General features: G+C 64.6%; 18 protein-coding genes, 1 tRNA gene and 3 pseudogenes. 10 read left to right on the top strand and 12 right to left on the bottom strand.

The window, feature by feature from the left end; all coding sequences use genetic code 11:
- Window position 1 precedes the first annotated feature (1 nt).
- From EJ069_RS26060 to EJ069_RS26050, 3 genes are all read right to left on the bottom strand, one after another.
- Window positions 2-916, bottom strand: a complete 915-nt coding sequence (locus EJ069_RS26060) for a sigma-70 family RNA polymerase sigma factor (protein ID WP_126063745.1) — start codon at window positions 914-916, stop codon at window positions 2-4.
- A 67-nt stretch (window positions 917-983) separates the two neighbouring features.
- Entirely contained in the window at window positions 984-1,298 is a 315-nt protein-coding gene (locus tag EJ069_RS26055; protein WP_126063744.1) for an antibiotic biosynthesis monooxygenase family protein, read from the bottom strand.
- A gap of 129 nt (window positions 1,299-1,427) precedes the next feature.
- Complete coding sequence (locus EJ069_RS26050) at window positions 1,428-2,102, bottom strand: isochorismatase family cysteine hydrolase (RefSeq protein ID WP_126063743.1); 675 nt, start codon at window positions 2,100-2,102, stop codon at window positions 1,428-1,430.
- A gap of 266 nt (window positions 2,103-2,368) precedes the next feature.
- Here EJ069_RS26050 and exbB point away from each other — a divergent pair, with 266 nt between their 5' ends.
- From exbB to EJ069_RS26020, 6 genes are all read left to right on the top strand, one after another.
- Window positions 2,369-3,313, top strand: coding sequence for a tonB-system energizer ExbB (gene exbB / locus EJ069_RS26045; protein WP_126063742.1), 945 nt, complete (start codon window positions 2,369-2,371; stop codon window positions 3,311-3,313).
- Window positions 3,314-3,318: 5 nt separating this feature from the next.
- Window positions 3,319-3,822: a TonB system transport protein ExbD gene (gene exbD, locus EJ069_RS26040; RefSeq protein WP_126063741.1), complete on the top strand. Its 504-nt coding sequence runs from the start codon at window positions 3,319-3,321 to the stop codon at window positions 3,820-3,822.
- Entirely contained in the window at window positions 3,819-4,799 is a 981-nt protein-coding gene (locus tag EJ069_RS26035) for an energy transducer TonB (RefSeq protein WP_126063740.1), read from the top strand. The genes exbD and EJ069_RS26035 overlap by 4 nt, the downstream gene beginning before the upstream one ends.
- Window positions 4,800-4,954: 155 nt before the next feature.
- A complete protein-coding gene (locus tag EJ069_RS26030) occupies window positions 4,955-6,349 on the top strand; it encodes a multicopper oxidase family protein (RefSeq protein ID WP_126063739.1) in 1,395 nt (464 codons plus the stop codon).
- Between the two features lie 115 nt (window positions 6,350-6,464).
- A complete protein-coding gene (locus EJ069_RS26025; protein ID WP_126063738.1) occupies window positions 6,465-6,959 on the top strand; it encodes a hypothetical protein in 495 nt (164 codons plus the stop codon).
- 479 nt (window positions 6,960-7,438) lie between these two features.
- Window positions 7,439-10,480: an AsmA family protein gene (locus EJ069_RS26020; RefSeq protein ID WP_189475988.1), complete on the top strand. Its 3,042-nt coding sequence runs from the start codon at window positions 7,439-7,441 to the stop codon at window positions 10,478-10,480.
- A gap of 398 nt (window positions 10,481-10,878) precedes the next feature.
- Here EJ069_RS26020 and EJ069_RS26015 read toward each other — a convergent pair.
- Window positions 10,879-11,899, bottom strand: a pseudogene (locus tag EJ069_RS26015) (IS110 family transposase).
- 475 nt (window positions 11,900-12,374) lie between these two features.
- Here EJ069_RS26015 and EJ069_RS26010 point away from each other — a divergent pair.
- Entirely contained in the window at window positions 12,375-12,710 is a 336-nt protein-coding gene (locus EJ069_RS26010) for a hypothetical protein (RefSeq protein WP_126063736.1), read from the top strand.
- Window positions 12,711-12,846: 136 nt separating this feature from the next.
- On the opposite strand, the gene EJ069_RS26005 is transcribed toward EJ069_RS26010, so the two are convergent.
- The 5 genes and pseudogenes from EJ069_RS26005 to EJ069_RS25985 form a co-directional block, all read right to left on the bottom strand.
- Window positions 12,847-13,263, bottom strand: coding sequence for a curlin (locus tag EJ069_RS26005; protein WP_126063735.1), 417 nt, complete (start codon window positions 13,261-13,263; stop codon window positions 12,847-12,849).
- 204 nt (window positions 13,264-13,467) lie between these two features.
- Window positions 13,468-13,869 carry a curli-like amyloid fiber formation chaperone CsgH gene (csgH, locus tag EJ069_RS26000; protein ID WP_126063734.1) on the bottom strand — a complete coding sequence of 134 codons (402 nt, stop codon included), beginning with the start codon at window positions 13,867-13,869 and terminating at the stop codon, window positions 13,468-13,470.
- Window positions 13,870-13,928: 59 nt separating this feature from the next.
- A pseudogene (locus EJ069_RS25995) lies at window positions 13,929-14,365 on the bottom strand (curlin).
- A gap of 415 nt (window positions 14,366-14,780) precedes the next feature.
- Window positions 14,781-15,224 (bottom strand): hypothetical protein, encoded by a 444-nt coding sequence (locus tag EJ069_RS25990; RefSeq protein WP_126063733.1) that lies wholly within the window; start codon window positions 15,222-15,224, stop codon window positions 14,781-14,783.
- Between the two features lie 167 nt (window positions 15,225-15,391).
- Window positions 15,392-15,467, bottom strand: a tRNA-Ala gene (locus EJ069_RS25985).
- Window positions 15,468-15,619: 152 nt separating this feature from the next.
- Here EJ069_RS25985 and EJ069_RS25980 point away from each other — a divergent pair.
- Window positions 15,620-15,919, top strand: coding sequence for a YggT family protein (locus tag EJ069_RS25980; RefSeq protein ID WP_042645595.1), 300 nt, complete (start codon window positions 15,620-15,622; stop codon window positions 15,917-15,919).
- Complete coding sequence (locus tag EJ069_RS25975; RefSeq protein WP_126063732.1) at window positions 15,919-16,230, top strand: DUF167 family protein; 312 nt, start codon at window positions 15,919-15,921, stop codon at window positions 16,228-16,230. The genes EJ069_RS25980 and EJ069_RS25975 overlap by 1 nt, the downstream gene beginning before the upstream one ends.
- Window positions 16,231-16,409: 179 nt before the next feature.
- Here the strand turns inward: EJ069_RS25975 and EJ069_RS25970 are convergent.
- The 3 genes and pseudogenes from EJ069_RS25970 to EJ069_RS25960 form a co-directional block, all read right to left on the bottom strand.
- Window positions 16,410-17,285, bottom strand: a pseudogene (locus tag EJ069_RS25970) (MurR/RpiR family transcriptional regulator); the annotation flags it as partial.
- 7 nt (window positions 17,286-17,292) lie between these two features.
- Window positions 17,293-18,360: a sn-glycerol-3-phosphate ABC transporter ATP-binding protein UgpC gene (ugpC, locus tag EJ069_RS25965; RefSeq protein WP_126063731.1), complete on the bottom strand. Its 1,068-nt coding sequence runs from the start codon at window positions 18,358-18,360 to the stop codon at window positions 17,293-17,295.
- Between the two features lie 2 nt (window positions 18,361-18,362).
- Window positions 18,363-19,133, bottom strand: coding sequence for an SDR family oxidoreductase (locus EJ069_RS25960; protein ID WP_126063730.1), 771 nt, complete (start codon window positions 19,131-19,133; stop codon window positions 18,363-18,365).
- A 173-nt stretch (window positions 19,134-19,306) separates the two neighbouring features.
- Between EJ069_RS25960 and EJ069_RS25955 the strand changes: the two genes are divergently transcribed.
- Complete coding sequence (locus EJ069_RS25955) at window positions 19,307-20,533, top strand: sugar ABC transporter substrate-binding protein (protein WP_126063729.1); 1,227 nt, start codon at window positions 19,307-19,309, stop codon at window positions 20,531-20,533.
- Window positions 20,534-20,546: the final 13 nt, after the last annotated feature.

Raw genomic sequence — 20,546 nt, 5'->3', positions numbered from 1 at the left:
GTTACGGCGTGCCGGAGTACTCCAGCCCGTCCATCACGTAATCCGCGAACAGGAAATCGCGGATGCCGGCGATCCGGCCGTCCTTCCAATCGATGAGGATGAAGTAGCGCGGCGGTCCATCCGGACGCTCCGGGCTGGTGACCAGGATGGCGGGCCGGCCTTCGACAAGGCCGATCGCGAAATGCCAATGCGTTTCGTCGGCATAGCGGCCGAAATAATTGCCGACATATTCCTTGCCGTCCGCGCGCAGCCGATTGACCAACTCCAGCTTGACGTCCTCGGCCAAAAGGCCGCGCAGCGTGTCGAAATCCCTGGCGTTGAAGGCAACGACATAGTCGCCCAAGCGGCGCATGTTCTGCCGGTCGAGCGCCGGACGGGGCGGCGCCATGCGCGGCGCGGCCGCCAGCTTGCGCAAGCTTTCGCGCCCGCGCTGCAGCGCGCCCTTGATCGCCGTGTCGGATGTTTCGAGGATTTCACCGATCTCCTCCAGGCTGTGGCCGAGCACATCCTTCAGCACGACCGCGCATCGTTGAGCCGGCGGCAATTGCATCAGCTCGGCCAGGCTCGCCTCCGCTGCGATGCGCGCGTCCAGCGCCGAATTCTCGTCGGCGATCATGTCGAGTTCCACTTCGCTTTCGCGCCCCCTTGAGCGGGCGCGCTTGCGCAGGAAATCGAGCGCCGCGTTATGCGCGATGCGAAACAGCCAGGGTTCGGTCCTGTCGGGCATGTCGCCATTCCTGATCGCCACGAAGCCTTTGGCCAAGGCCTCCTGGACGATGTCCTCGCCATCGATGACCGATCCAACCATGCGCGACGCATAGCGGTGCAGCCTGGCTCTCAGGGAAGCGGCCTCGCGCTCGAAGGCGCGGAGCCGGGGCTCGGTCGCCGCAACGGCCTGATCCTGCGAACCGGTCACGCAATCTCTACCTTTGTTTGACGCAATTCCGGACGGAAAACCGCTGCGCACTTTTCCTGGAATTGCTTCAGTTTTCAACGCCGCCCGTATGCGAATAGATGGTGTGGCCCATCATGCTCTCGCCGGCAGCCAGCTCGATGATGCTCTTCATGTAGTCGGCGAAGTGGGGGTCGGCGCGGAAGGCCGCGATGTCCTCGCCCGAACGCCATTGCGAGATGTTGGCGACCTTGCTGCCGTCGCCGCCGACGACCACGGATGACGACAGCGAGCCCGGCTGCTTGCTGAAGAAGTTCCGCGTGCCTTCGGCGAGCGTCCTGGCGAGTTCCTGCTGCTTGCCCGGCTTGGCGGTGAAGACGTTGATCAGGGTCACTGTGGTCGACATGGCTTGGCTCCGTTTGTCCTGATGGCGGAGGCCGTAGCGGCTCCCGCACCTGTTACGCCCCTCAAGACGAAGCCGGCAGCGGAAACGGAACGGTGGGGCGGAAAAATTTCGATGAGACCCAAATGACCTTCAGCGCACGGCGCCCGCGAGCTGCCGCAACGCCGCAATGACGGTTTGCGAGTCCGCCAGCGCGCCGAAGATCCCGTCCTCGACCGTCACCATGTGCAGCGCCGCTTCATGCGCATACTGGTCGCCGCTGGCGCAGGCGTCCGAAACCGTCAGGCACTGAAAGTTGCGGTCGCAGGCCTCGCGCAATGTGGTGTGCACGCAGACATCCGTCGTGCAGCCGGTGAAAAGCAGGTGCGTTATGTCCCGCGCGCACAGCACCATCTCCAGATCCGTATAGGTGAAGGCGCTGTTGCAGGTCTTGTCGATGATGACGTCCTGCGGCGCCACGTCGACATCGGCGGCGATCTGGAAGCCCGGGCCGGAGCGCAGCAGGACATCGGTGCCGTCGAGACCGGCCCGCTTGCGGCGCCATTTTTCGTAAGGCGTCATGTCGGCCATGTCGGCGCGGTAGCCTTGCCTTGTATGGATGATAGTGAGGCCTGCCGCGCGGGCCGCGGCAATCACCCGGTTGACCGCCGGCAGGATGGCTCGCAGCGGCGACGGATCATAGCCCTTCCTCGCGAAATAGCCGGTCGGCGACAGGAAATCCTCCTGCAGATCGATCACCAGCAGCGCCGTGTGTTGCGGCATCAGCCTGCCGTCATAGGGAAAGTCGAATGGTATCGCCTTGATCATTGGCCGCCTGCCTTGGAGCGATTTCAGGAAATGTGCGCAGCGGGATTGCGCAAAGAATAAACGCATCGTGCCCGGCAGCTGCCTTGCGGTCCAGACCCGCAGAGCGCGTCGACAGGGCACCGGATCGTCATAAATAGGTGAGCAGCACAGTCATCTTTATAGTTGACTCGCAATGTCATGTTTCATAGTCAACCGGCATGGCCGCTAGGCTTCTGTATGGTATGCGTGGCGGCCACCGCATTGCGATGATGAAGCGAGGACGAGCCTTGTCCCGGAACAGTATTTTCGCGGCGCTGGCCGTGGCCCTCATTCTTTCGGCCGGCATCGCCGGGGCGCAGGAACAGCCGGCGACGCAGCCGCCGGCTGGGCAGCCGATAGCACCCGCCGTGCAGGAGCCAATCGAGCAGGCGCCGGCGGCGCAGCCGCCCGTCGCCACGCCGATGGCGCAGAGCATTCAGCCAGCTCCGAACGGCGCCATTCGCGAAGAGCCTTCCATCCCGCTGACGCTGCCGCATGACCTGTCGCCCTGGGGCATGTTCATGAATGCCGACATCGTCGTGAAGGCGGTCATGGTCGGGCTGGCCTTCGCCTCTCTCGTCACCTGGACGATCTGGCTTGCCAAGTCGCTGGAGGTCTTCGGCGGCAAGCTGAGGGCCCGCCGTGCCGCCGATGCGATCGGCAATGCCGCGACGCTGATGCAGGCCCGCCGCGAACTCGGCCACAGCGGCGGTCCGGGCGCGCTTCTGGTGCGGGCGGCGGAAGAGGAACGCGCGCTATCGGCGGGCGCGCTCGACCACGTTTCCGGCGACGGGCTGAAGGAACGCGTCGCTTCCAGGCTCTCGCGCATCGAGGCGGCGGCGGCCCGGCGCATGTCGCGCGGCACCGGGCTGCTCGCCACCATCGGCTCGACGGCGCCCTTCGTCGGCCTGTTCGGCACCGTGTGGGGCATCATGAACGCCTTCATCGGCATTTCGCAGGCGCAGACCACCAACCTCGCCGTGGTGGCGCCGGGCATCGCGGAGGCGCTGCTTGCGACCGCGATGGGCCTTGTCGCGGCCATCCCGGCGGTCGTCATCTACAACGTCTTCGCGCGCTCGATAGCCGGCTACAAACAGATCCTCGCCGACGCCTCAGCCGGCGTCGAGCGGCTGGTCAGCCGCGACCTCGATTTCCGCACGGTGCCGCCGGCAGCGGCGATGGCGGCGGAGTAGCGGCAATGGCGGCGCGCATTCGCGAGAACTCCGGCGACGATCTCGAGGAAAGCCACGACATCAATGTCACGCCGTTCATCGACGTCATCCTCGTGCTTCTGATCATCTTCATGGTCGCGGCACCCCTCGCCACCGTCGATGTCAATGTCGACCTGCCCGGTTCGACGGCAACACCCGCGCCGCGCCCCGAGACGCCGCTCTTCCTGACGCTGAAAAGCGATCTGACGCTGGCGATCGGCAATGACAGCGTGCCGCGTCCGGCCTTCGCCGGGATGCTCGACAGCCGCACCAAGGGCGACAAGCAAACGCGCGTCTTCCTGCGCGCCGACAAGACGGTCGGCTATGGCGACCTGATGGAGGTGATGAACCTGCTGCGTCGCGCTGGCTATCTGAAGGTCGCGCTGGTCGGCCTCGAGACCATGGGCGGCGCCGGCGGACAGGCTGCGCCAGGAACTCCCGCGGCCGGCGCGAACCCAGCTCCGCCACCCGGTGGAAGCCCAGCGCCATGACGGCCGCCGCCCTTTCCCGCCAGCCGCGCTTCGGCGCGCGCGACGCCGGCCTGTGGACGAGCGCCGCCGCGATCATTCTGGCCGCCCATGTGGCGGTTGCCTATGCGGTGCAGAATCTGAGTTTCGCCGAAATGCAGGATAGCGGCCCGCCGCCGGCGCTGGCGGTCGAGATGGCACCGCTGATGACCGCGCCCGCCGTGCCGGAGGAGGCTGCGATGCTGGACACCGTGACACCGGGGCCGCCCGATGCCGCGGAGGAGACGGAAAAGCCCGTCGACACGAAGCCGGTGACCGATCCGGCGCCGGTGGCGGAGCAGCCAGAGCCGGTCACCGAACATCCGCTCGACGACAGGCAGGAGGCTGAACAGGCCGCGCCGGTGCAGCAGACCATCGCGGCGCTGAGCGAGCAGCAGCCACTGGATGAAGTCGTGCCGGATCCTGTCGAGGCGATCGCGCCCGATGTCGCCATTCCGCTACCGCAGCCGAAACCCGTGGAAGCCGAGGTCAAGGCGCAGAGGCCGGCCGAAGCCAGGAAGAAGGCCGAGAAGAAGCCGGTCGAAAAGCCGAAGGAACGGGTGGAAAAGGAAAAGGCGACGACGCCCAAGGCGACGACCGCCGCCAGCATTGACGCCAAGGCGGCGACGAAGGCAGCGGCGCCACAATCCTCGAGCGTGGCGCCGCGCTCGAGCGTCAGCCCGTCGCGCTGGAATTCCAGCCTGGCGGCGTGGATCAGGCGGCACACCCGCTATCCGAGCGCCGCGCGCTCCAGGCGGGCCGAGGGCACGCCGAGCGTGACCTTCACGGTCGACACGTCCGGAAGGGTGGTCTCGGCCCGGCTCGCGCGATCCTCGGGGGACGGCGATCTCGACCGCGCCGCGCTTGGCGCGTTGCAGGGCGCCTCGGTGCCGGCGCCGCCGGCGGAACTCGGCGCCCGCGTCACCCGCACCGCGCCCTTCGTCTTCAGCCTGCGCGATTAGGGCAATATCAGGAAAAGTGCGCGACGGCTTTCCATGCCGGATCTATCGAACGCTGAACCGCTCTAATTGCCCTGGGGGCGGCGATCTGTCCGTTTCGGGATGAGCCCGAATGATGATAAAGCCTGAGGCAATCACTCATCTATATCAGGATTCCCATGTCGGTCCTTACACGCCGCAAACTCCTGCAGAGCGCCGCGGCCGTCGGCGCGGCCGGTCTCGGCCTCTCGGCCGCCGGCAAGCTTGCCGGCTGGGCGGCGGCGAAGCCCGAACCGCTGATCCTGAAGACCGCCAGCATCGAGGCGCGGCTGATGGACGGCGCGCCGACGAAGAATGTTCTGACCTATGGCGAGGCAGGCCCGCCGCCGGTCGTCAGGATGCGGAAGGGCGAGCCGTTTGCCGCGCGCTTGATCAACGGTATCGACGACCCGACGACCATCCACTGGCATGGCATCCGCGTTCCCAACAAGATGGACGGCGTGCCGTTCCTGATCCAGCCCTATGTCTATCAGGGCGACCATTTCGACTATGCCTTCACCCCGCCCGACGCCGGCACCTTCTGGTACCACCCGCATTGCAACACGCTGATCCAGATGGGTCACGGGTTGACCGGCGTGATCGTGGTCGAGAACCCGAAGGACCCCGCCTTCGACGCCGAAATGGTGATCAACCTGCGCGACTGGCGGCTCGGCGACGACGGCCAGTTCATCGAGGCGTTCCGGCCACGCGACGCCGCAAAGGCCGGCACCTTCGGCACGGTGCGCACCGCCAATTGGCTCGAACAGCCGCAATTCGATGCGCCGGCCGGCGGACTGGTGCGGCTGCGCGCCGCCATCACCGACGTCACCCGTATCTACGCCTTCCGCGTCGATGGCGCCGAGGCGGCGGTGATCGCGCTCGACGGCAACCCGGTGCCGCAGCGGTTTACGCCGGACGCCTTGCAGATCGGACCCGGCCAGCGGCTGGAGCTTGCCATCCGTATGCCCGACGAGGAAGGCGCGATCGTTAGCCTGCGCGACGTCCGGGGCACCAAGCCGAAAATCCTGGCGACGCTGCGTTCCGTCGGCAAATCGCTCAAGCACGAACTGCGCGATCTCGGCCCGCTGGAAGTCAATCCGGTGGCGGAGGTGGACCTCTCCAGCGCCGGGCGCATCCCGCTGGCGCTGAGCGCCACGGCGGAAAACGTTTCGGCCGACAGCATCTGCGGTTCGCTCGGTTACAGTTTCTGGGCGATCAACAAAGTGCCGTGGCCAGGCGACACGCCCGACCCGACGGCGCCGCTCGCCGAGCTGAGGCTCGGCAAGAGCTACATCATCGACATGGAGAACCTGACGCCGCACGCGCACCCGATCCATTTGCACGGCATGAGCTTCAAGGTGCTGTCGTCCTCGACCAGGCCAGTGCAGCCGCTCGTCTCCGACACCTACCTCATCCAGCCCGACGAGAAGGTGCAGCTGGGTTTCGTCGCCGACAATCCCGGCGACTGGCTGCTGCATTGCCACATCATCGAGCACCAGAAGACAGGCATGACCAGCTATTTTCGGGTGGCGTGAGCGCATTGGCGCGCAAGGGCGGCGGCATTCGGAGTCTATCGCGGGTTGACGCGTTTGGCCGATTGCCTAGGTAGGCAAGAGGGCGCTGGGGCGGCACGCAACTCCGACCGACGGCATGACATCCTTGCGTATTCGAAAACTTGCCTTTGTCGCGGCAGGCATCTCCATCCTGTCGTCCTGCGTCATCCCGGACGACACGTCCGGCATCGCCAAGGTCGACCCCACCACGGCCGCCGCCCGCAAGGAGATGGTCGGTCTCAGCGAGGCCGATGTTCGCATGTGCGCCGGCTTTCCGACCGCGACCGCCGATGTGGGATCATCCGGCCAGATCTGGACCTATCAGCGCACCGTGCAACGCGGCAACCTCAGCATCGCGGTGCCGACCATGGCCGTGGGCGCGATCCCTGCGGTCGGCGGGTCAGTCAACGTCGCTCCCGGCGGTTACTGCAACACGCAGATCCGCATGGTCGGCGGCCATGTCGCCGAGGTGGCCTATGCCGGCGACAACAATCTGCCGAACAGCGTCGATGCGCTCTGCGTCAGCACGGTGGACGCCTGTGTGGCCTATGCGCGCCAACGCAATCACAAGGCGACGGCAATCTCCAGGTGAGTGGGACTGGTTCCCCGACACAGGGATTTTGAAAGGTTGCCGTTTGTCTTGTGCAAGATTTTCCATCCATTTGCGTGAAATCAGCGCAAACGTCCGGGATTGATCAAAGCCGCCCGAACCTCGTCATTCTATGGCGGAGCAAGGAGCGAAGCGACGCGGCGCAGACCATAGAATCCATGCCGTGACTTGGAAGCGCCGCGATGGTGCTGAATTTTTCTCCGTTGCGCTCGTTGGCGAAGGTAACGGCATGGATTCCAGGGTCTTCGCGACGGAGCTTCGCTCCTGCTCCGCCCTGGAATGACGATCGCGGTGGGCGTTTCGGCCAATCTCCAAGGCATGCCACCTGCCACCACAAACAGAGCCGACAGGCCACTAGGTCGGTCCGAGACTCCGCTTGTGTCAGCGTCCTCCGGAGTGAGTGGCGCCGGGCCGCGCAAGCTCATGATCCGCTAGGATTCAGTCGGGCGCCGGAAGCATGTATGCTCGACGATACTGATTCTTCCGATCATTTTTGGCTGGTCGATGTGAGAAAAATCGTCGCCGCACTCACCGTAGCTGTCGTTCTTGTCGTCGGGCTGCTTTTCCTTCTGCCCGCGCTGGTTTCGACCGACTGGGTTCGTGCTGAGCTAGGCCGGCAATTGTCGTCCGCGACCGGAATGAGCATTCGGCTGGACGGGCCTGTCAGGCTGTCGCTGCTGCCCAGGCTGGCGGTGGTCGCGGATGATATCTCGCTCTCGACCGGCGCTGGCGACATCGCGATATCCGCTCCGCGCTTCTCGACGTCGGTAACGCTTTCCTCGCTATGGTCGAAAAAGCTCGAGATTCAGTCGGTCGCGCTGGCGGATCCGACCATCGCACTCAGGGCTTCCGCGAGCGCGGAGCCAGCTCCGGAGCCCAAGGATGCTCAGCCCTATCCCTTCGCGGCGATCGTCGATACGCTCGAGCGGCTGGCGATCAACCAACTGACCATAACGAACGGTACCCTTACCTCAGCCGCATCGACCCGCAATGCCGCCAAGGTGATGGCGATCGACGCCGATTTGAGGGTTCCGGACCTCGACCGGGAGGTCTCGTTTTCATTGGCCGGCACCAGAAACGGCCGTCGCGTCGCAATCAGCGGGAGCCTTTCCGCCTTGAGGCCGATTCTGAAACGGCTGCCGGCCCAAATCGCCATCGAGGCGCGGCTCGATCCGGCGCCCGTTGCCAAATTCTCTGCCTTGCATGCGAGCGGCGAGATCCAGCTCAACGGCAATGGCAGCTATCAGATCAAGGGCGGGAAGTTCGAGATCGGCGACCAGAGCTTCCAGATGGACGCGCTCTTTCAGCCCGGGCCGCGGCATCGCTTCTTCGCCGACCTGGCAGCCAAGCGCGTCGATATCGACGCGCTGAGCGACCTCGGAAACGGCGGTTCCAGCGCGGGCAAAGCTTCGGCCGGCTCCGGAGAGCCTGATCTTGCCATGCTGGCCGCTTTCGACGTCGACATCAGCGTGACAATCGATGAGTTGCTCAGCGGCAAGATACGGGCTTCCGATGTCCAACTCGCCGCAACATTGCGCGACGGGCATCTCGAGGCAAAGCTGGAGCATTTCGGCCTCGACGCGGGAAACCTCAAGGCGAACGCCTCGACGAATGTCGCTGAAACGCCTCCGACCATACGGGGCAATATTGCGAGCTCGGGGCTGGACATCGGCTCGATAGCGAAGCTGGCCGGACAAGCGGTGCCGCTGTCCGGCAAGCTTACGGCCGATATGGGATTCGGTTTTCGTGGGCTTGCCGCGCAACGCATCCACAGCAGCCTCAATCTGCAGGGAACGGTCGGGATACGCGAAGGCAAGCTTCCGCTTGCGGCGCTTGCCCGTGACCGCACGGCCAACGACATAACCGGGCTCACTCTTGACGCGAAGCTTCGCGACATCGGCAAGCCGGTCGATGTGACGGGCAAGCTCGTCTGGCGGGGGCAGGCTGTTGCGTTCAAGTCTCAGGTCGCGCCCGCATCCTTTCTGGCCGGCGGCTCCGTTGCCGATGCATCCGGCCCGATCAGCCTTTCGGTCTCCTCCAAATATCTCGAAGGCAGCATAAGCGGCACTGTCGGGGGTGGCGGCACGTTCAAGGGCCAGGTCTCGGCTACATCGCCCTCGGTCGACAGACTGATGCAATGGCTGGGACAGGGCGCTTCCCGCAGTCTGCAGGATTTTGCCTTCAAGGGCGATGTCGATGCCGGCCCAACGCAATTCTCCTTCAAGAAGGCCACCGTCGCTTTGAACGGCGTCAAGGCGTCCGGGCAAGGCTCGGTGAAACTAGGGGAGCCTCTCACGATCCGGACGTCGCTCAATTTCGCGAAACTCGACCTTGCAGCGCTCGCCGGCAGCGGTGGAGCCGCGGCCGGCGGCAAGCAGAAACCGGGCGCGGCAACCGACGCGCCGGTCGATCTCTCCTTCCTCAAGGGACTTGATGCCAAAGTGGATATCCAGGCCGACAAGCTCGGCTATGGCAAGGTCTTCGCCGGGCCGGTGGCGACCAGCCTGACGGTGGCGGATGGGAAGGCTCACCTGAACGTGCCGCAAAGCCCCTTCTATGGCGGCACGATCGCGGCGGAGATGACCGCCGACGGCTCCGGTGACGCCGCTTCCCTGGACCTCAGCACCGCAATCACCGGCGCGGCCGCGGCACCCTTGCTGCGTGATGCGGCTGATTTCGACCGCATAGAAGGCACGCTTGAGGCGACGGTCGCGGTTTCAGGCGCGGGAAAGACCACCAAGTCGCTTGCCCGCTCGCTCGGCGGCAAGGCGGCGGCAAAATTCAGCGACGGCGCCTTCCGCGGCATCGACATAGCGGAGGTCTACAACAATTTGGTCGGGCTGCTCGCCGGCGGCTTCAAGCAGGATCAGGCCAAGAAGACGACGTTCACCGAGCTCGGCGCCTCATTCGCGATCGAGAACGGCATCGCGCAGACGACGGACATCAGTCTGCTGGGCCCGCTGCTGCGGATGGACGGCTCAGGCACGATCGACCTCGCCGACCAGACGCTCGACATGCGGCTCAACCCCCGCGTCGTCGCTTCGCTTGCCGGGCAGGGCGGCGACGTTGCCGTGAAGGGCATCGGGGTGCCGGTCGTGGTCCAGGGCCCGCTCTCCGCGCCCGGCGCCTATCCGGACCTGAGCGCGTTGGCCAAGGACCCGCAGGGTGCGCTGGATATGTTGAATCGCCTTGGGCTGCCGACCGGAAAACTCAATCTCGACAAGCTGATCCCGGGCCAAAAGGGCTCGAACGGCGACGGGTCCGGCAAGGGAGCGGCGGATCTGATCGGCGATCTTCTGCGCAACACCGCGCCCCGGCCCAAAACCCCGCCCGCCGCGCCGGAACCACCCGTGGCGCCGGACGACGGCAATGCGGAAAACCCGCCGCCGTCAGGTTCGGACACCAGCGGCGAGACCGAGGCCGCCGCGCCGGCGGCGGAACCCGCACCGGTCGACCCGCAAGCTGCCCCTGCTTCTCCCGAAGCGCCCAAGAAGGGGAAATAGATACGCTTCTCGATCAGTTGGCGAATTAGCGTCATGGGTGAGCTGGGATCGCTAGTAGCACCACACAGCGATTTTGACCGGTCGGCTTTGGTTGCGTTAGCAGATGGCATGCGTTGGAGATTAGCCGAAACGCCCATCGCGATCGTCATGTATGGACGGCCCCTCTTGGGCAAGAGGCAAAATGACGACGACGGCGTAAGTCTGGAGCGGTCATGTATTCGGCCTTTAGTGCGGTCGAGTTCGATGACCGCTGACCAACAAGGGTTACGCGGATCGGTTCCAATCATTCTAGCGCGCTTGGTGTCGCGATGACGATGGCGGATTTTCCCGACCCAGGTCCTGACCATTTTGCCGTGCTGCCTTTTTGCTCCTTACGCTGTTAAGGGCCTCGATTGCGGCTAGGCCACAGCCGGTGCCCTGTATTGTTGTCCCGATTGCAGCATTGCCCAGATGATGCGGGCGGTCTTGGCCGCCTGCGCCACGACGGCGACCTTGACCGGCCGCCTGGCCAGCAGGCCGCGTATCCAGGGCGAGCCTCTGTCGGGCTTGGCCCTGACCTGACGCAGCCAGGAACTGGCGCCGAGAATGAGCAACCTGCGCAGGTCCTTGTCGCCGGCACGGCTTATATGGCCTGTCGGCCTGTGCTTGCCGCCGGTGTCATGGGTCTTGCGGGTCAGGCCCAGCCAGGCTGCGAAGTCCCTGGCCGAGGCGAACTGGCGACCGTCGCCGATGGCTGCGACGGTCGCATGCGCGATGATCGGGCCGACGCTCGGGATCGTCGTCAGCCGCAAAGCTGCCCGCTGCTGCCTGACCTGAGCCAGGATCTGCTTGTCCAGCTTGCCGATCTCGCCATCCAGCGCCCGCCATTGCCCGGCCAGCGGCACCAGGCAGATCAACAGCGCCGCTGGGATGGCTTCATCGGCCGCCTCGACGCGCCGCAGCAGGGTCTCGATGCCCGCCGCCCCTTTGGCACTTGTCTGTCCCATCTCATAGAGCAGGCCACGCATGGCGTTGGCCAGTTGCGTGCGCTGGCGCACCAGAAGGTCGCGTGTGCGGTGCAGCGCCCGGGCCCATTGCTGCTCGACCGACTTGATCGGCACGAAGCGCATGTCGGGCCGGCTCACCGCCTCGCAACAGCCGTGCGCGTCGCGGGCATCGTTCTTGTTGCGCGGAACATAGGGCTTCACATAGGCCGGCGGCATCAGCTTGACGTCATGGCCGAGCGCGCTGAGCGTGCGAGCCCAATGATGAGCCGAGCCGCAGGCCTCTGCCGATCAGCGCCGGCGGCTGCGCGGCGAAGAACTTCTCCACCTGCGCGCGGCGCAGCTGCCGCTGCACCACCACGCGCCCGGCAGCATCCACGCCGTGCACCTGAAACACATTCTTGGCCAAATCGATTCCAAATCTGATAGCTTGCATGACGGACGGTCTCCTTCCGCTGGAGTTAATCACAGCCCAGTTTGGCACATTCGATGCCGCAAGGGGCCGTCCACCCATCATTCTAGGGCGGAGCAGCCGCGAAGCGGCGTCGCGAAGACCCTGGAATCCATTCCGTTACCTTCGCCAAGGCGTGCAACGGAGCAAAATCCAGCACCGTAGCGGCGCTTCCAAGTCACGGAATGGATTCTATGGTCTGCGCTGCGTCGCTTCGCTCCTTGCTCCGCCATAGAATGACGAGGTTTGGGCGGCTTCAAACCAATCCCCGCCCCTTGCGCCGATTTCGAGGAAATCAATGGAATGGCGCCCCAGCCAGAGGGTGGCCCTGGGCATACCGGCGCGGTACATGACCTAACGCTCATATGTGCGACCGAAAATCAAAGTGATCTCGGCCGCCGCAAATCGCCCCCAATCAGGACGTTCTTCCGGCCTTATTCTGGAGAGGTTGGAGAGGCCGATGAAATTACCCATTCTTGCCCTTGCCGGGACCATGCTGGCGATGGTGCCTGCGGTCCAGGCGGCGCCGATGATCGGCGTGCCGGCTGGAAATAGCCTGGTGCAGGAGGCGCATGTCACATGCGCTTATCTGACTGAGGACGGCTACTGCGTGCGGCCGCACAAAAGGCACCAATATTGGAAGCGGAAACACTATTACCAGCCCGCTTATCGCACCTATGTGCCGCAGCCGCCGGACGAGTATGACTGGCGCTATCAGCGTCCGCGGCCGATTATCCGGGTCGTTCCAAACTACCCGCCGCGGGACGAAGACAATTGGGACGACTGGGACGATTGAGTCTGCCCAGGGCCGGAGCTGCCTTGCGCTTTGCAGAGGCCCGCTTGCAGGCCTGGCAGGATGTGACGAAGACAATCGACGGCGGATACGCGGCCGGAACCGCCGTCCACGTATACGCAATCCGGCAATTTGTAGCCTACCAGCCGAACAGCACGGCCGCACCGCTCTGGCCATCGCCGGCCTGCGCGACATTGGCGTCGGTGTTTCTGCCGAACTGGAAAATGCCGTAGGAATTGTCGTTGCCGTCCTGCCGCAAGGTGGCGATATGTCCACTGCCCTCCTGCCGAATTACGCCGAGGTTGCCGGCACCGTCCTGACCTATGCCTGCACCATTGTTCCGACCGAACTGTCTGATGTGGGCACCGCTGCGCAGCCCGTTATAGGCCGAATAGGCATGTAGACCAAGGTCCAGCGCCCGCGCATCGCGGGCCGTCCGAGGCGAGTAGTAGAACCCGATCGAACCGCCCGCTTCTGCCGGAGCGGAAGCAAGGGGCAGGCCGATGGCGGCAACGAGCGCGGTGGTGTGGATGAGCTTTGTGATCTGGCGGTTCATGTTACGTCTCCTGGCAGGTTCGACGGTTCGACCGTTGATGAGGGACAGTCGCACAACCAAGCTGAACCATGACGGAAAGGATCGTTCAGCAGCCATTCAAGATCCGGCATTGGGTCAGGCTTCACCCCAGGGCCCGGCGGAAATGGCGGAGGGCTCCGGTGCCCGGAGCCCTCCTTTCGATCTGCCGATCGGGAGAACCGACGCTCAGGTTGCGCTAGGCACTTGCTTGACGCAGCTGACGCTCGTGCCGCCTGCGATCACCTTCAGCGTGACGTCGTAGGCAGCGCCATCTGCTCCCAAGCTCATCCGGCCGAGCGATGCGGGATTGCCCGGACCGGCTTCGAAGCTGCCGCCCTGCCGGATGTTGGCGGAGCCGGACGCGCCTCCTCCGGAGACGCTGATCGTGTAGGTGCCGCTGGTGCTCTTGTCAGCATAAACCAGGGGCTCCAGCAGGATGGCGTCTGCTTCAATCGTATCCCGTATCTCGCATCGCACCGGCCCGGAAGTCGAGCCATCCTTGCCGGCCGTCGCGCCTGCCGCGCCGGCGGTTATCGCAGCTAGGAGCGCGGCCCATGTCGCCGAGGCATGCTTGTCCAGTCTGGTCATGGATGATCTCCTCGCACTATCAGGATGGTGGCCGGCAAACCATTGCCGGCCACCATGGTTCAGGGGCAATCCTGGACGAAGGCGGCTACATTGCCGCTGCCACCCTGGCTGACATCGGCATTGCACCCGTGGCCGACCTGAACGCCGGCTGCGATGTTGCCGTTGCCGTCCTGCGTCAGGATCGCCGTGTGGTTCGAGCCGAACTGGGCAATGCCCCGGCATTCCGGTTGCCGTACTGGTAGGTCGCGCCGTAGTTGTTTGCGCCCTGCTGCCCGATCACCGAGAGGTTGCGACGACCATATTGCTGACCGATCGCGGTGTTGAAGCGGCCATCCTGGTGGAAATGGACGCGGTTGCGGTAGCCATGCTGGGTGCCGCCCGCGGAATTGCGCCAGCCATATTGTTCGATGTTGACGTCGTTGGCCAGGGCGGGTGCGACGGCGGTGAAACCGACGACAGCGGCAAGGGCCGTGGCGATGATCGATCTGCGGGTCATGGGACTTCTCCTTCGATTGCGGCGGGGACCGCGTGTTGAACGGCCTTTTGTAGGGAAGTCACTCGGAACGGAGGCTGAAGGCTTCATTCAGCGAAAGTTCATGGCCGCTGCGTTCAGACGTTCCAGGGCTGGAGCGCTCCGCCCGTCGGTCGGGCGAGGCCCTCGATGCAGGAGCACTCTGCGGATGAGGAGTTTGAATGGGAATCGGAGGGGCTGCGCTGATGGCGCACCGACGCGTGCGGGGGAAACATAGATTGATTTCAGGCCACCCTGAAAGCGCGGAGATATCCGGTTAGCCCATGCGTTCGGCACCTGAATATTACCCACGGCCAAGCGAAAACCCGGCGCACTCGATTCCGCGATCGAATGGCACTCCCTGGGTAATTCTCCTGGGAGTGCCAGAAAGTGACAGGCCCTATCGCTTCAGCGCGATGCTCATTCCGCTGAGATCGGCGTTGACCTGCAGGCCGACCTGCCGGCCGGTGAGCTCGAGCTGGGCGCCCTTGTCATTGGTCATGACGATCACCTGGGCGCCTTTGCCGACCGCGCCGCCGCCGCCGGCAGCGCCATAGACGCCCGTGACATCGCTGGCCCGGCGGATGTGGCGCACCGTGCCCTGGAAATAGGTCTTGGACGCCCCGAAGGCGAGGCCGCCCGAGACGCCGCCGACCGAGATCGGATAGCGTTTGCCATGGAAGGTCAGCGTGCCCTCGCCGCCGGAGCCGCCGATGAAGAAGGCCGCCTTGTAGACGGAGAAACGGATCGTGCCGCTGTCGGCATGCGCGGCGCTGGCAATGCTCACGCCAGCGGCGGCGATTGCCGCGACCGCGACGGAACGGAACCTGGATGAAATCTGCATGATGGAACTCCTCAAGGATCGCCGCTTGCCCAACCGGCCGCGCACGTCGGCTTCAAATGTATAGCTGAACCGAATTGCCCCGCCATTGGTTCCAGGCACGCGGCCCGAAATCCGGCGGTCACGAAATGGCGAGCAAGGAGGCGATGAGAGCACAGGCGTGTGCCGGCTGGTGGAGCTGAGGGGGATCGAACCCCTGACCTCATCATTGCGAACGATGCGCTCTCCCAGCTGAGCTACAGCCCCGTTCCAGCGGATCGGCTTGTATCGGTCGCGGCCGTTTGATGTCAAGGCGAAAGACCGGGGCGAAAGGCCGGGCCGGCCACAAGCGCCGTGGAGGGCGGGCCTTGCCGCTCGCCAAGCAATGGCTACATGTCGGCGACAATTTGGAGACCGGCATGATCGCCCTTATTCAGACCATCGTCATGGCGCTTGATATCTACTGGTGGATCATCATCGCCTCGGCGATCTTTTCCTGGCTCTACGCCTTCAACGTCGTCAATTCGCGCAATCAGTTCGTCGGCAGCGTCGGCAACATGCTCTACCGGCTGACCGAGCCGGCCTTGCGCCCGATCCGCCGCTTCATGCCTGATCTCGGCGGCATCGACATTTCGCCGATCATCCTGCTGTTGATCCTTTTCTTCATCCGCCAGTTCCTGGTCACCACGGTCTGGTCCTGGGTCGTGGCCGGCGGCTGATGAGCACGCCGTTTCGGCTGCGCGACAACGGCATCGACCTCTTCGTGCGGCTGACGCCGAAAGCGGCGCTTGACCGGATCGACGGCATCGAGACCGCCGCCGACGGGCGCAGTCACCTCAAAGCCCGCGTCCGCGCCGTGCCGGAGAACGGCGCCGCCAATCAAGCGCTGGAGCGGATGATGGGCAAGGCGCTGGGTGTGCCGGTGTCGGCCGTTTCGGTGGTCGCCGGCGGCACCTCGCGGCTGAAGACGCTGCGGGTCGTGGGCGATGCAGCTGAGTTGGTAGAGCGGCTTCAGACGCTCAGCAAATAACGCTGGCGACGCCCCCTCATCCGGCCGCTACGCGGCCATCTTCTCCCCGGCGGGGAGAAGAGCTTGGCGCCGGCGCCGACCTGCTCCTCTCCCCTTGGGGAGAGGTCGGATTGCCCCGAATTGCTCTTCGGCAATTCGGTCGGCAATCCGGGTGAGGATGAGTCTTCAAACCACTCAATCCCCAGCGGCAGCTTCGGATCGTCCACCTTCAGCGTGTTCACGCTCTGCTTGATGCGCCGCAGATTCTCCAGCACTTTCGGTCCGCGCGATTCCGCCACCGTGGTGGCGATCATGTCGACGATCGCCAGGAGCGCGTAGCGTGACGAGGTCGGCTTGTAGATATTGCCGTCCTCGACCGACTGCAAAAGGATCACCGTGCCGGCGACCTTGGCCAGGGCCGAGTCAGGCGCGGTGATGGCGACGGTGGCGGCGCCATATTGCTGGGCGACCTCGACCGCCTCGATCACCGAGCGCGCATAGCCCGAGACGGAGAAGGCGAGCAGCGTCGTCTCCGGGGTCGCGACGGCGGCATACATGCGCTGCAGCTGGCCGTCGGTCTGGGCGAGCGCCGAGAGACCCAACCGAAACAGCCGGTTCTGCATCTCCGTCGCCATCATCGAGGAGATGCCGCCGGAGCCGATGCAGAGCACATTGCCGGAGCTTGCAATCCGGGCGGCGACATCCATCAGCGTCGTCATGTCGAGGTTTTCGCTGGCGCGCTGGATGGCGGCGATCGCCGCCTCGGTGATGGCGGATGCAATGCGCTGCTCGCGCGCGTCGCGGCTGAGCGGCTCCGGCGACAGATACTGGCCGCCGATGGCGATCGCCTGCGCCAGGTAGAATTTGAAATCGCGCAAGCCCTCGCAGCCGAGATTGCGGCAGAAGCGGGTGACGGTCGGCTCGCTGACGGCGACGCGCGCGGCGATCTCTGAGATGGCCGCCTTCGACGCGAAATCGAGATCGGAAAGCACCAGCCCCGCCAGCCGTCGGTCAGATTTGGTGCCGTCCTGCGACATCAATTGCAGGCGGGTGATGATGTCGGCCGGGCTCTTCATCGTCTTCTCACAGCGGCAGGCCGGTCGCCTTGTCGAAAAGGTGGATGTTGCGCGGGTCGACACGCACCGGCAGCCGGTCGCCGGGCTTGACCTGCAGCCGGTCGCGAAACACAGCGCGCACCGTGTCCTCGCCGACCGAACCGTAGACATGGGTCTCCGAACCGGTCGGCTCGACGACATCGACCTTGATCGCGATGGCATCCTCACCGGCGCCGACGACGAAGTGCTCAGGCCGGATACCGGCTTCGACCGTGTCGCCGGCGGAAGCCGCGTTGCCCGAGAGCGCCAGGCGGCCGCCACCTTTGGTCTCGAACCAGGACTGGGCTCCGGCCGTCTTCAGCGCGCCGGAGACAAAGCTCATCGACGGCGAGCCGATGAAGCCGGCGACGAATTTGTTGGCCGGCCGATCGTAAAGCTCCAGCGGCTGCCCGACCTGCTGGATGCGGCCGCGGTCCATCACCACGATGCGGTCGGCCATGGTCATGGCCTCGATCTGGTCGTGCGTGACATAGACGATGGTCGATTTCAGCCGCTGGTGCAGCGCCTTGATCTCGGTGCGCATCTGCACGCGCAATTGCGCGTCGAGATTGGAGAGCGGCTCGTCGAAGAGAAACACCGAAGGTTCGCGCACGATGGCGCGGCCCATGGCGACGCGCTGACGCTGGCCGCCCGAAAGCTGCCGCGGATAGCGGTCGAGATAGGAGAAGAGGTTGAGCACGCCCGAAGCCTTCTTCACCTTGTCGTCGATCGCGGCGCGGTTCTCGCCGCGGATCTTCGGGCCGAAGCCGATATTTTCCGACGCCTTCAGATGCGGAAACAGCGCATAGGACTGGAACACCATGGCGATGTTGCGCTTTTGCGGCGGCAGGTCGTTGGCGCGCGTGCCGCCGATGACGAGGTCGCCGGAGGTGATGGTCTCCAGCCCCGCCAGCATGCGCAAAAGCGTGGACTTCCCGCAGCCGGACGGCCCGACCAGAACGACGAACTCGCCGGTTTTGATGTCGAGGTTGATGTCTTCGAGGATTTTGTGCTGCCCGAAGGATTTCGACAGGTTGCGGAACTGGACGTCGGTCATGGTCACGCTCCCAATATGTCGTCGATGAAAGGCAGGTAGCCGGCTGTCAGGCCGGCGTCCACGGGCACCACGGCACCTGTTATGCCGGAAGCGCGCTCCGAGGCAAGGAAGGCGACAGCTTCGGCCACTTCCCGTGCATTGACGATGCGTCCGAGCGGATAGAGCCGCTTCAGCCGCCCGAGGATCTCCGGATCCTTGGCCAGGCGATGGTCCCAGGCGGCGGTGCGGATCGATCCCGGGCACACGACATTGGCGCGCAATCCGCTGCGGCCAAGCTCGACGGCGACCGATTTGGCATAGGCGTTGATGCCGGCCTTGGCAGCCGCATAGGCCGGATTGCCGAAATGCGCGATGGCGTTGACCGAAGAGATGAAGACGACGCTGCCCGAACCGCGCCCGGCCATCGCCTTGATCAGCGGATCGGCGAAACTCATCACGCCGGTCAAATTGAGGTCGAGCTCCTGCTCGATCTTGTCAGCCGTCAGCGCCTTCAAGGTCTCGGCGCGCGTCCAGCCGGCATTGTTGATCAGGATGTCGGGCACGCCGTCCTTGTCGAGCAGCGCCGGGATCGCGGCTTCGATCGACGCCCGGTCGAGCAGGTTGAAGACATGGCGCGAGGCGATATGCGGGCGGGCCAATGCCTCCGCCGACTGGTCGCAGCCGACGATGCGCGCGCCGCGTTCGGCCATGAGCTCGACGATCGCCGAGCCGAGGCCACCGCCGGCTCCGGTGACCACGACGGTCTTGCCTTCGAACTCGGCTGTCGAACCCACGCTGCGCCCTCCTCCACCCCCTTATTTTGAGCCAGTAAGCTAGCCAACAAAATGTAATTAAGCAACATGATAATCCACTTGCGCGGGGCGAAATCATGGATAATGTAGGAAAGTAACATAAATCCTGTGCTCCTAAGGGCCAGGCGCCAACGTGCATCAATGGGAGAGTTGAGATGAGCCTTGCAAAATGGACTGTCGGCCTGCTGGCCGGAATGAGCATGCTGGCGCTGGCAGCACCAGCCGATGCCGGCGAGGTGCGCGTCACCGTCGCCGAATACAGCGCCAAGACCGGCCCCTATTTCGAAGCGGTGAAGAAGGAATTCGAGGCGGCCAATCCCGGCATCACGATCAAGTATGAAGTGGTGCCGTGGGATGTGCTGCTGCAGAAGCTCACCACCGACATCACCGCCGGCACCAATGCGGATCTCTCGATCATCGGCACCCGCTGGCTGATCGATTTCGTCCAGCAGGATGTCGCCGAGCCGCTCGACAGCTACATCAAGCCCGAGTTCAAGGACCGCTTCATCGACACCTTCCTGCAGCCCTCGATCATGAATGGCCACACCTATGGCCTGCCGATCGCGGCTTCGGCGCGCGCCATGTACTACAACAAGGAGCTGTTCGAGAAGGCCGGCATCGCCAAGCCGCCGGCAACCTGGACCGAGCTGCAGGAAGACGCGCGCAAGATCAAAGCGGTCGGCGCCTTCGGCTACGGCCTGCAGGGTAAGGAGATCGAGACCGACGTCTATTACTATTATGCGATGTGGTCCTTCGGCACCGAGATTCTCAACAAGGACGGCACGTCGGGCCTCGGCACGCCCGGCGCGCTCGAAGCGGCCAAGCTCTACAAGTCGATGATCGACGAGGGGCTGACGGAACCGGGCGTCACCTCCAACAACCGCGAGGACGTGCAGAACCTGTTCAAGCAGGGGAAGGTCGGCATGATGATCACCGCGCCCTTCCTGTCCAACCAGATCAAGGAAGAAGCGCCGAACCTGAAATACGGCGTCGCCGCCATCCCCGCCGGCCCGACCGGCGCGCGCGGCACCTATGGCGTCACGGACTCGATCATCATGTTCAAGAACTCCAAGAACAAGGACGAGGCCTGGAAGCTGCTCGACTTCCTGTTCACCAAGGAGCAGCGCGCCAAATTCACCCAAGGCGAAGGCTTCCTGCCCGTGAACAAGGAAGAGGCGAAGATGGACTACTACGTCAACAACGCCGACCTCGCCGCCTTCACCGCGCTCCTGCCCGACGCCCGCTTCGCGCCGGTCATTCCGGGCTGGGAAGAGATCGCCCAGATCACGTCGGACGCCATGCAGAAGATCTATCTCGGCGGCGACCCCGAGGCCGGCCTGAAGGATGCGGCGGCAAAGGCGAACGCGGTGCTGAAGAAATAAGGGCGTATCTCCC

The organism is Mesorhizobium sp. M2A.F.Ca.ET.043.05.1.1, from assembly GCF_003952445.1.
Classification (GTDB): domain Bacteria; phylum Pseudomonadota; class Alphaproteobacteria; order Rhizobiales; family Rhizobiaceae; genus Mesorhizobium.
The sequence above is the reverse complement of the archived record's forward strand: the minus strand, read 5'-3'. Positions and strand labels throughout refer to the sequence as shown.

What these genes read in the sequence shown, in the direction of transcription:
- EJ069_RS25955 (WP_126063729.1), top strand. Translation starts at nt 19,307, where the DNA reads ATGAGCCTTGCAAAATGGACTGTCGGCCTGCTGGCCGGAATGAGCATG.
- EJ069_RS26050 (WP_126063743.1), bottom strand. Translation starts at nt 2,102, where the DNA reads ATGATCAAGGCGATACCATTCGACTTTCCCTATGACGGCAGGCTGATG.
- EJ069_RS26055 (WP_126063744.1), bottom strand. Translation starts at nt 1,298, where the DNA reads ATGTCGACCACAGTGACCCTGATCAACGTCTTCACCGCCAAGCCGGGC.
- EJ069_RS26010 (WP_126063736.1), top strand. Translation starts at nt 12,375, where the DNA reads ATGAAATTACCCATTCTTGCCCTTGCCGGGACCATGCTGGCGATGGTG.
- EJ069_RS25980 (WP_042645595.1), top strand. Translation starts at nt 15,620, where the DNA reads ATGATCGCCCTTATTCAGACCATCGTCATGGCGCTTGATATCTACTGG.
- exbD (WP_126063741.1), top strand. Translation starts at nt 3,319, where the DNA reads ATGGCGGCGCGCATTCGCGAGAACTCCGGCGACGATCTCGAGGAAAGC.
- ugpC (WP_126063731.1), bottom strand. Translation starts at nt 18,360, where the DNA reads ATGACCGACGTCCAGTTCCGCAACCTGTCGAAATCCTTCGGGCAGCAC.
- csgH (WP_126063734.1), bottom strand. Translation starts at nt 13,869, where the DNA reads ATGACCAGACTGGACAAGCATGCCTCGGCGACATGGGCCGCGCTCCTA.
- EJ069_RS26030 (WP_126063739.1), top strand. Translation starts at nt 4,955, where the DNA reads ATGTCGGTCCTTACACGCCGCAAACTCCTGCAGAGCGCCGCGGCCGTC.
- EJ069_RS26025 (WP_126063738.1), top strand. Translation starts at nt 6,465, where the DNA reads ATGACATCCTTGCGTATTCGAAAACTTGCCTTTGTCGCGGCAGGCATC.
- EJ069_RS26020 (WP_189475988.1), top strand. Translation starts at nt 7,439, where the DNA reads ATGCTCGACGATACTGATTCTTCCGATCATTTTTGGCTGGTCGATGTG.
- EJ069_RS25975 (WP_126063732.1), top strand. Translation starts at nt 15,919, where the DNA reads ATGAGCACGCCGTTTCGGCTGCGCGACAACGGCATCGACCTCTTCGTG.
- EJ069_RS25990 (WP_126063733.1), bottom strand. Translation starts at nt 15,224, where the DNA reads ATGCAGATTTCATCCAGGTTCCGTTCCGTCGCGGTCGCGGCAATCGCC.
- EJ069_RS26005 (WP_126063735.1), bottom strand. Translation starts at nt 13,263, where the DNA reads ATGAACCGCCAGATCACAAAGCTCATCCACACCACCGCGCTCGTTGCC.
- EJ069_RS26035 (WP_126063740.1), top strand. Translation starts at nt 3,819, where the DNA reads ATGACGGCCGCCGCCCTTTCCCGCCAGCCGCGCTTCGGCGCGCGCGAC.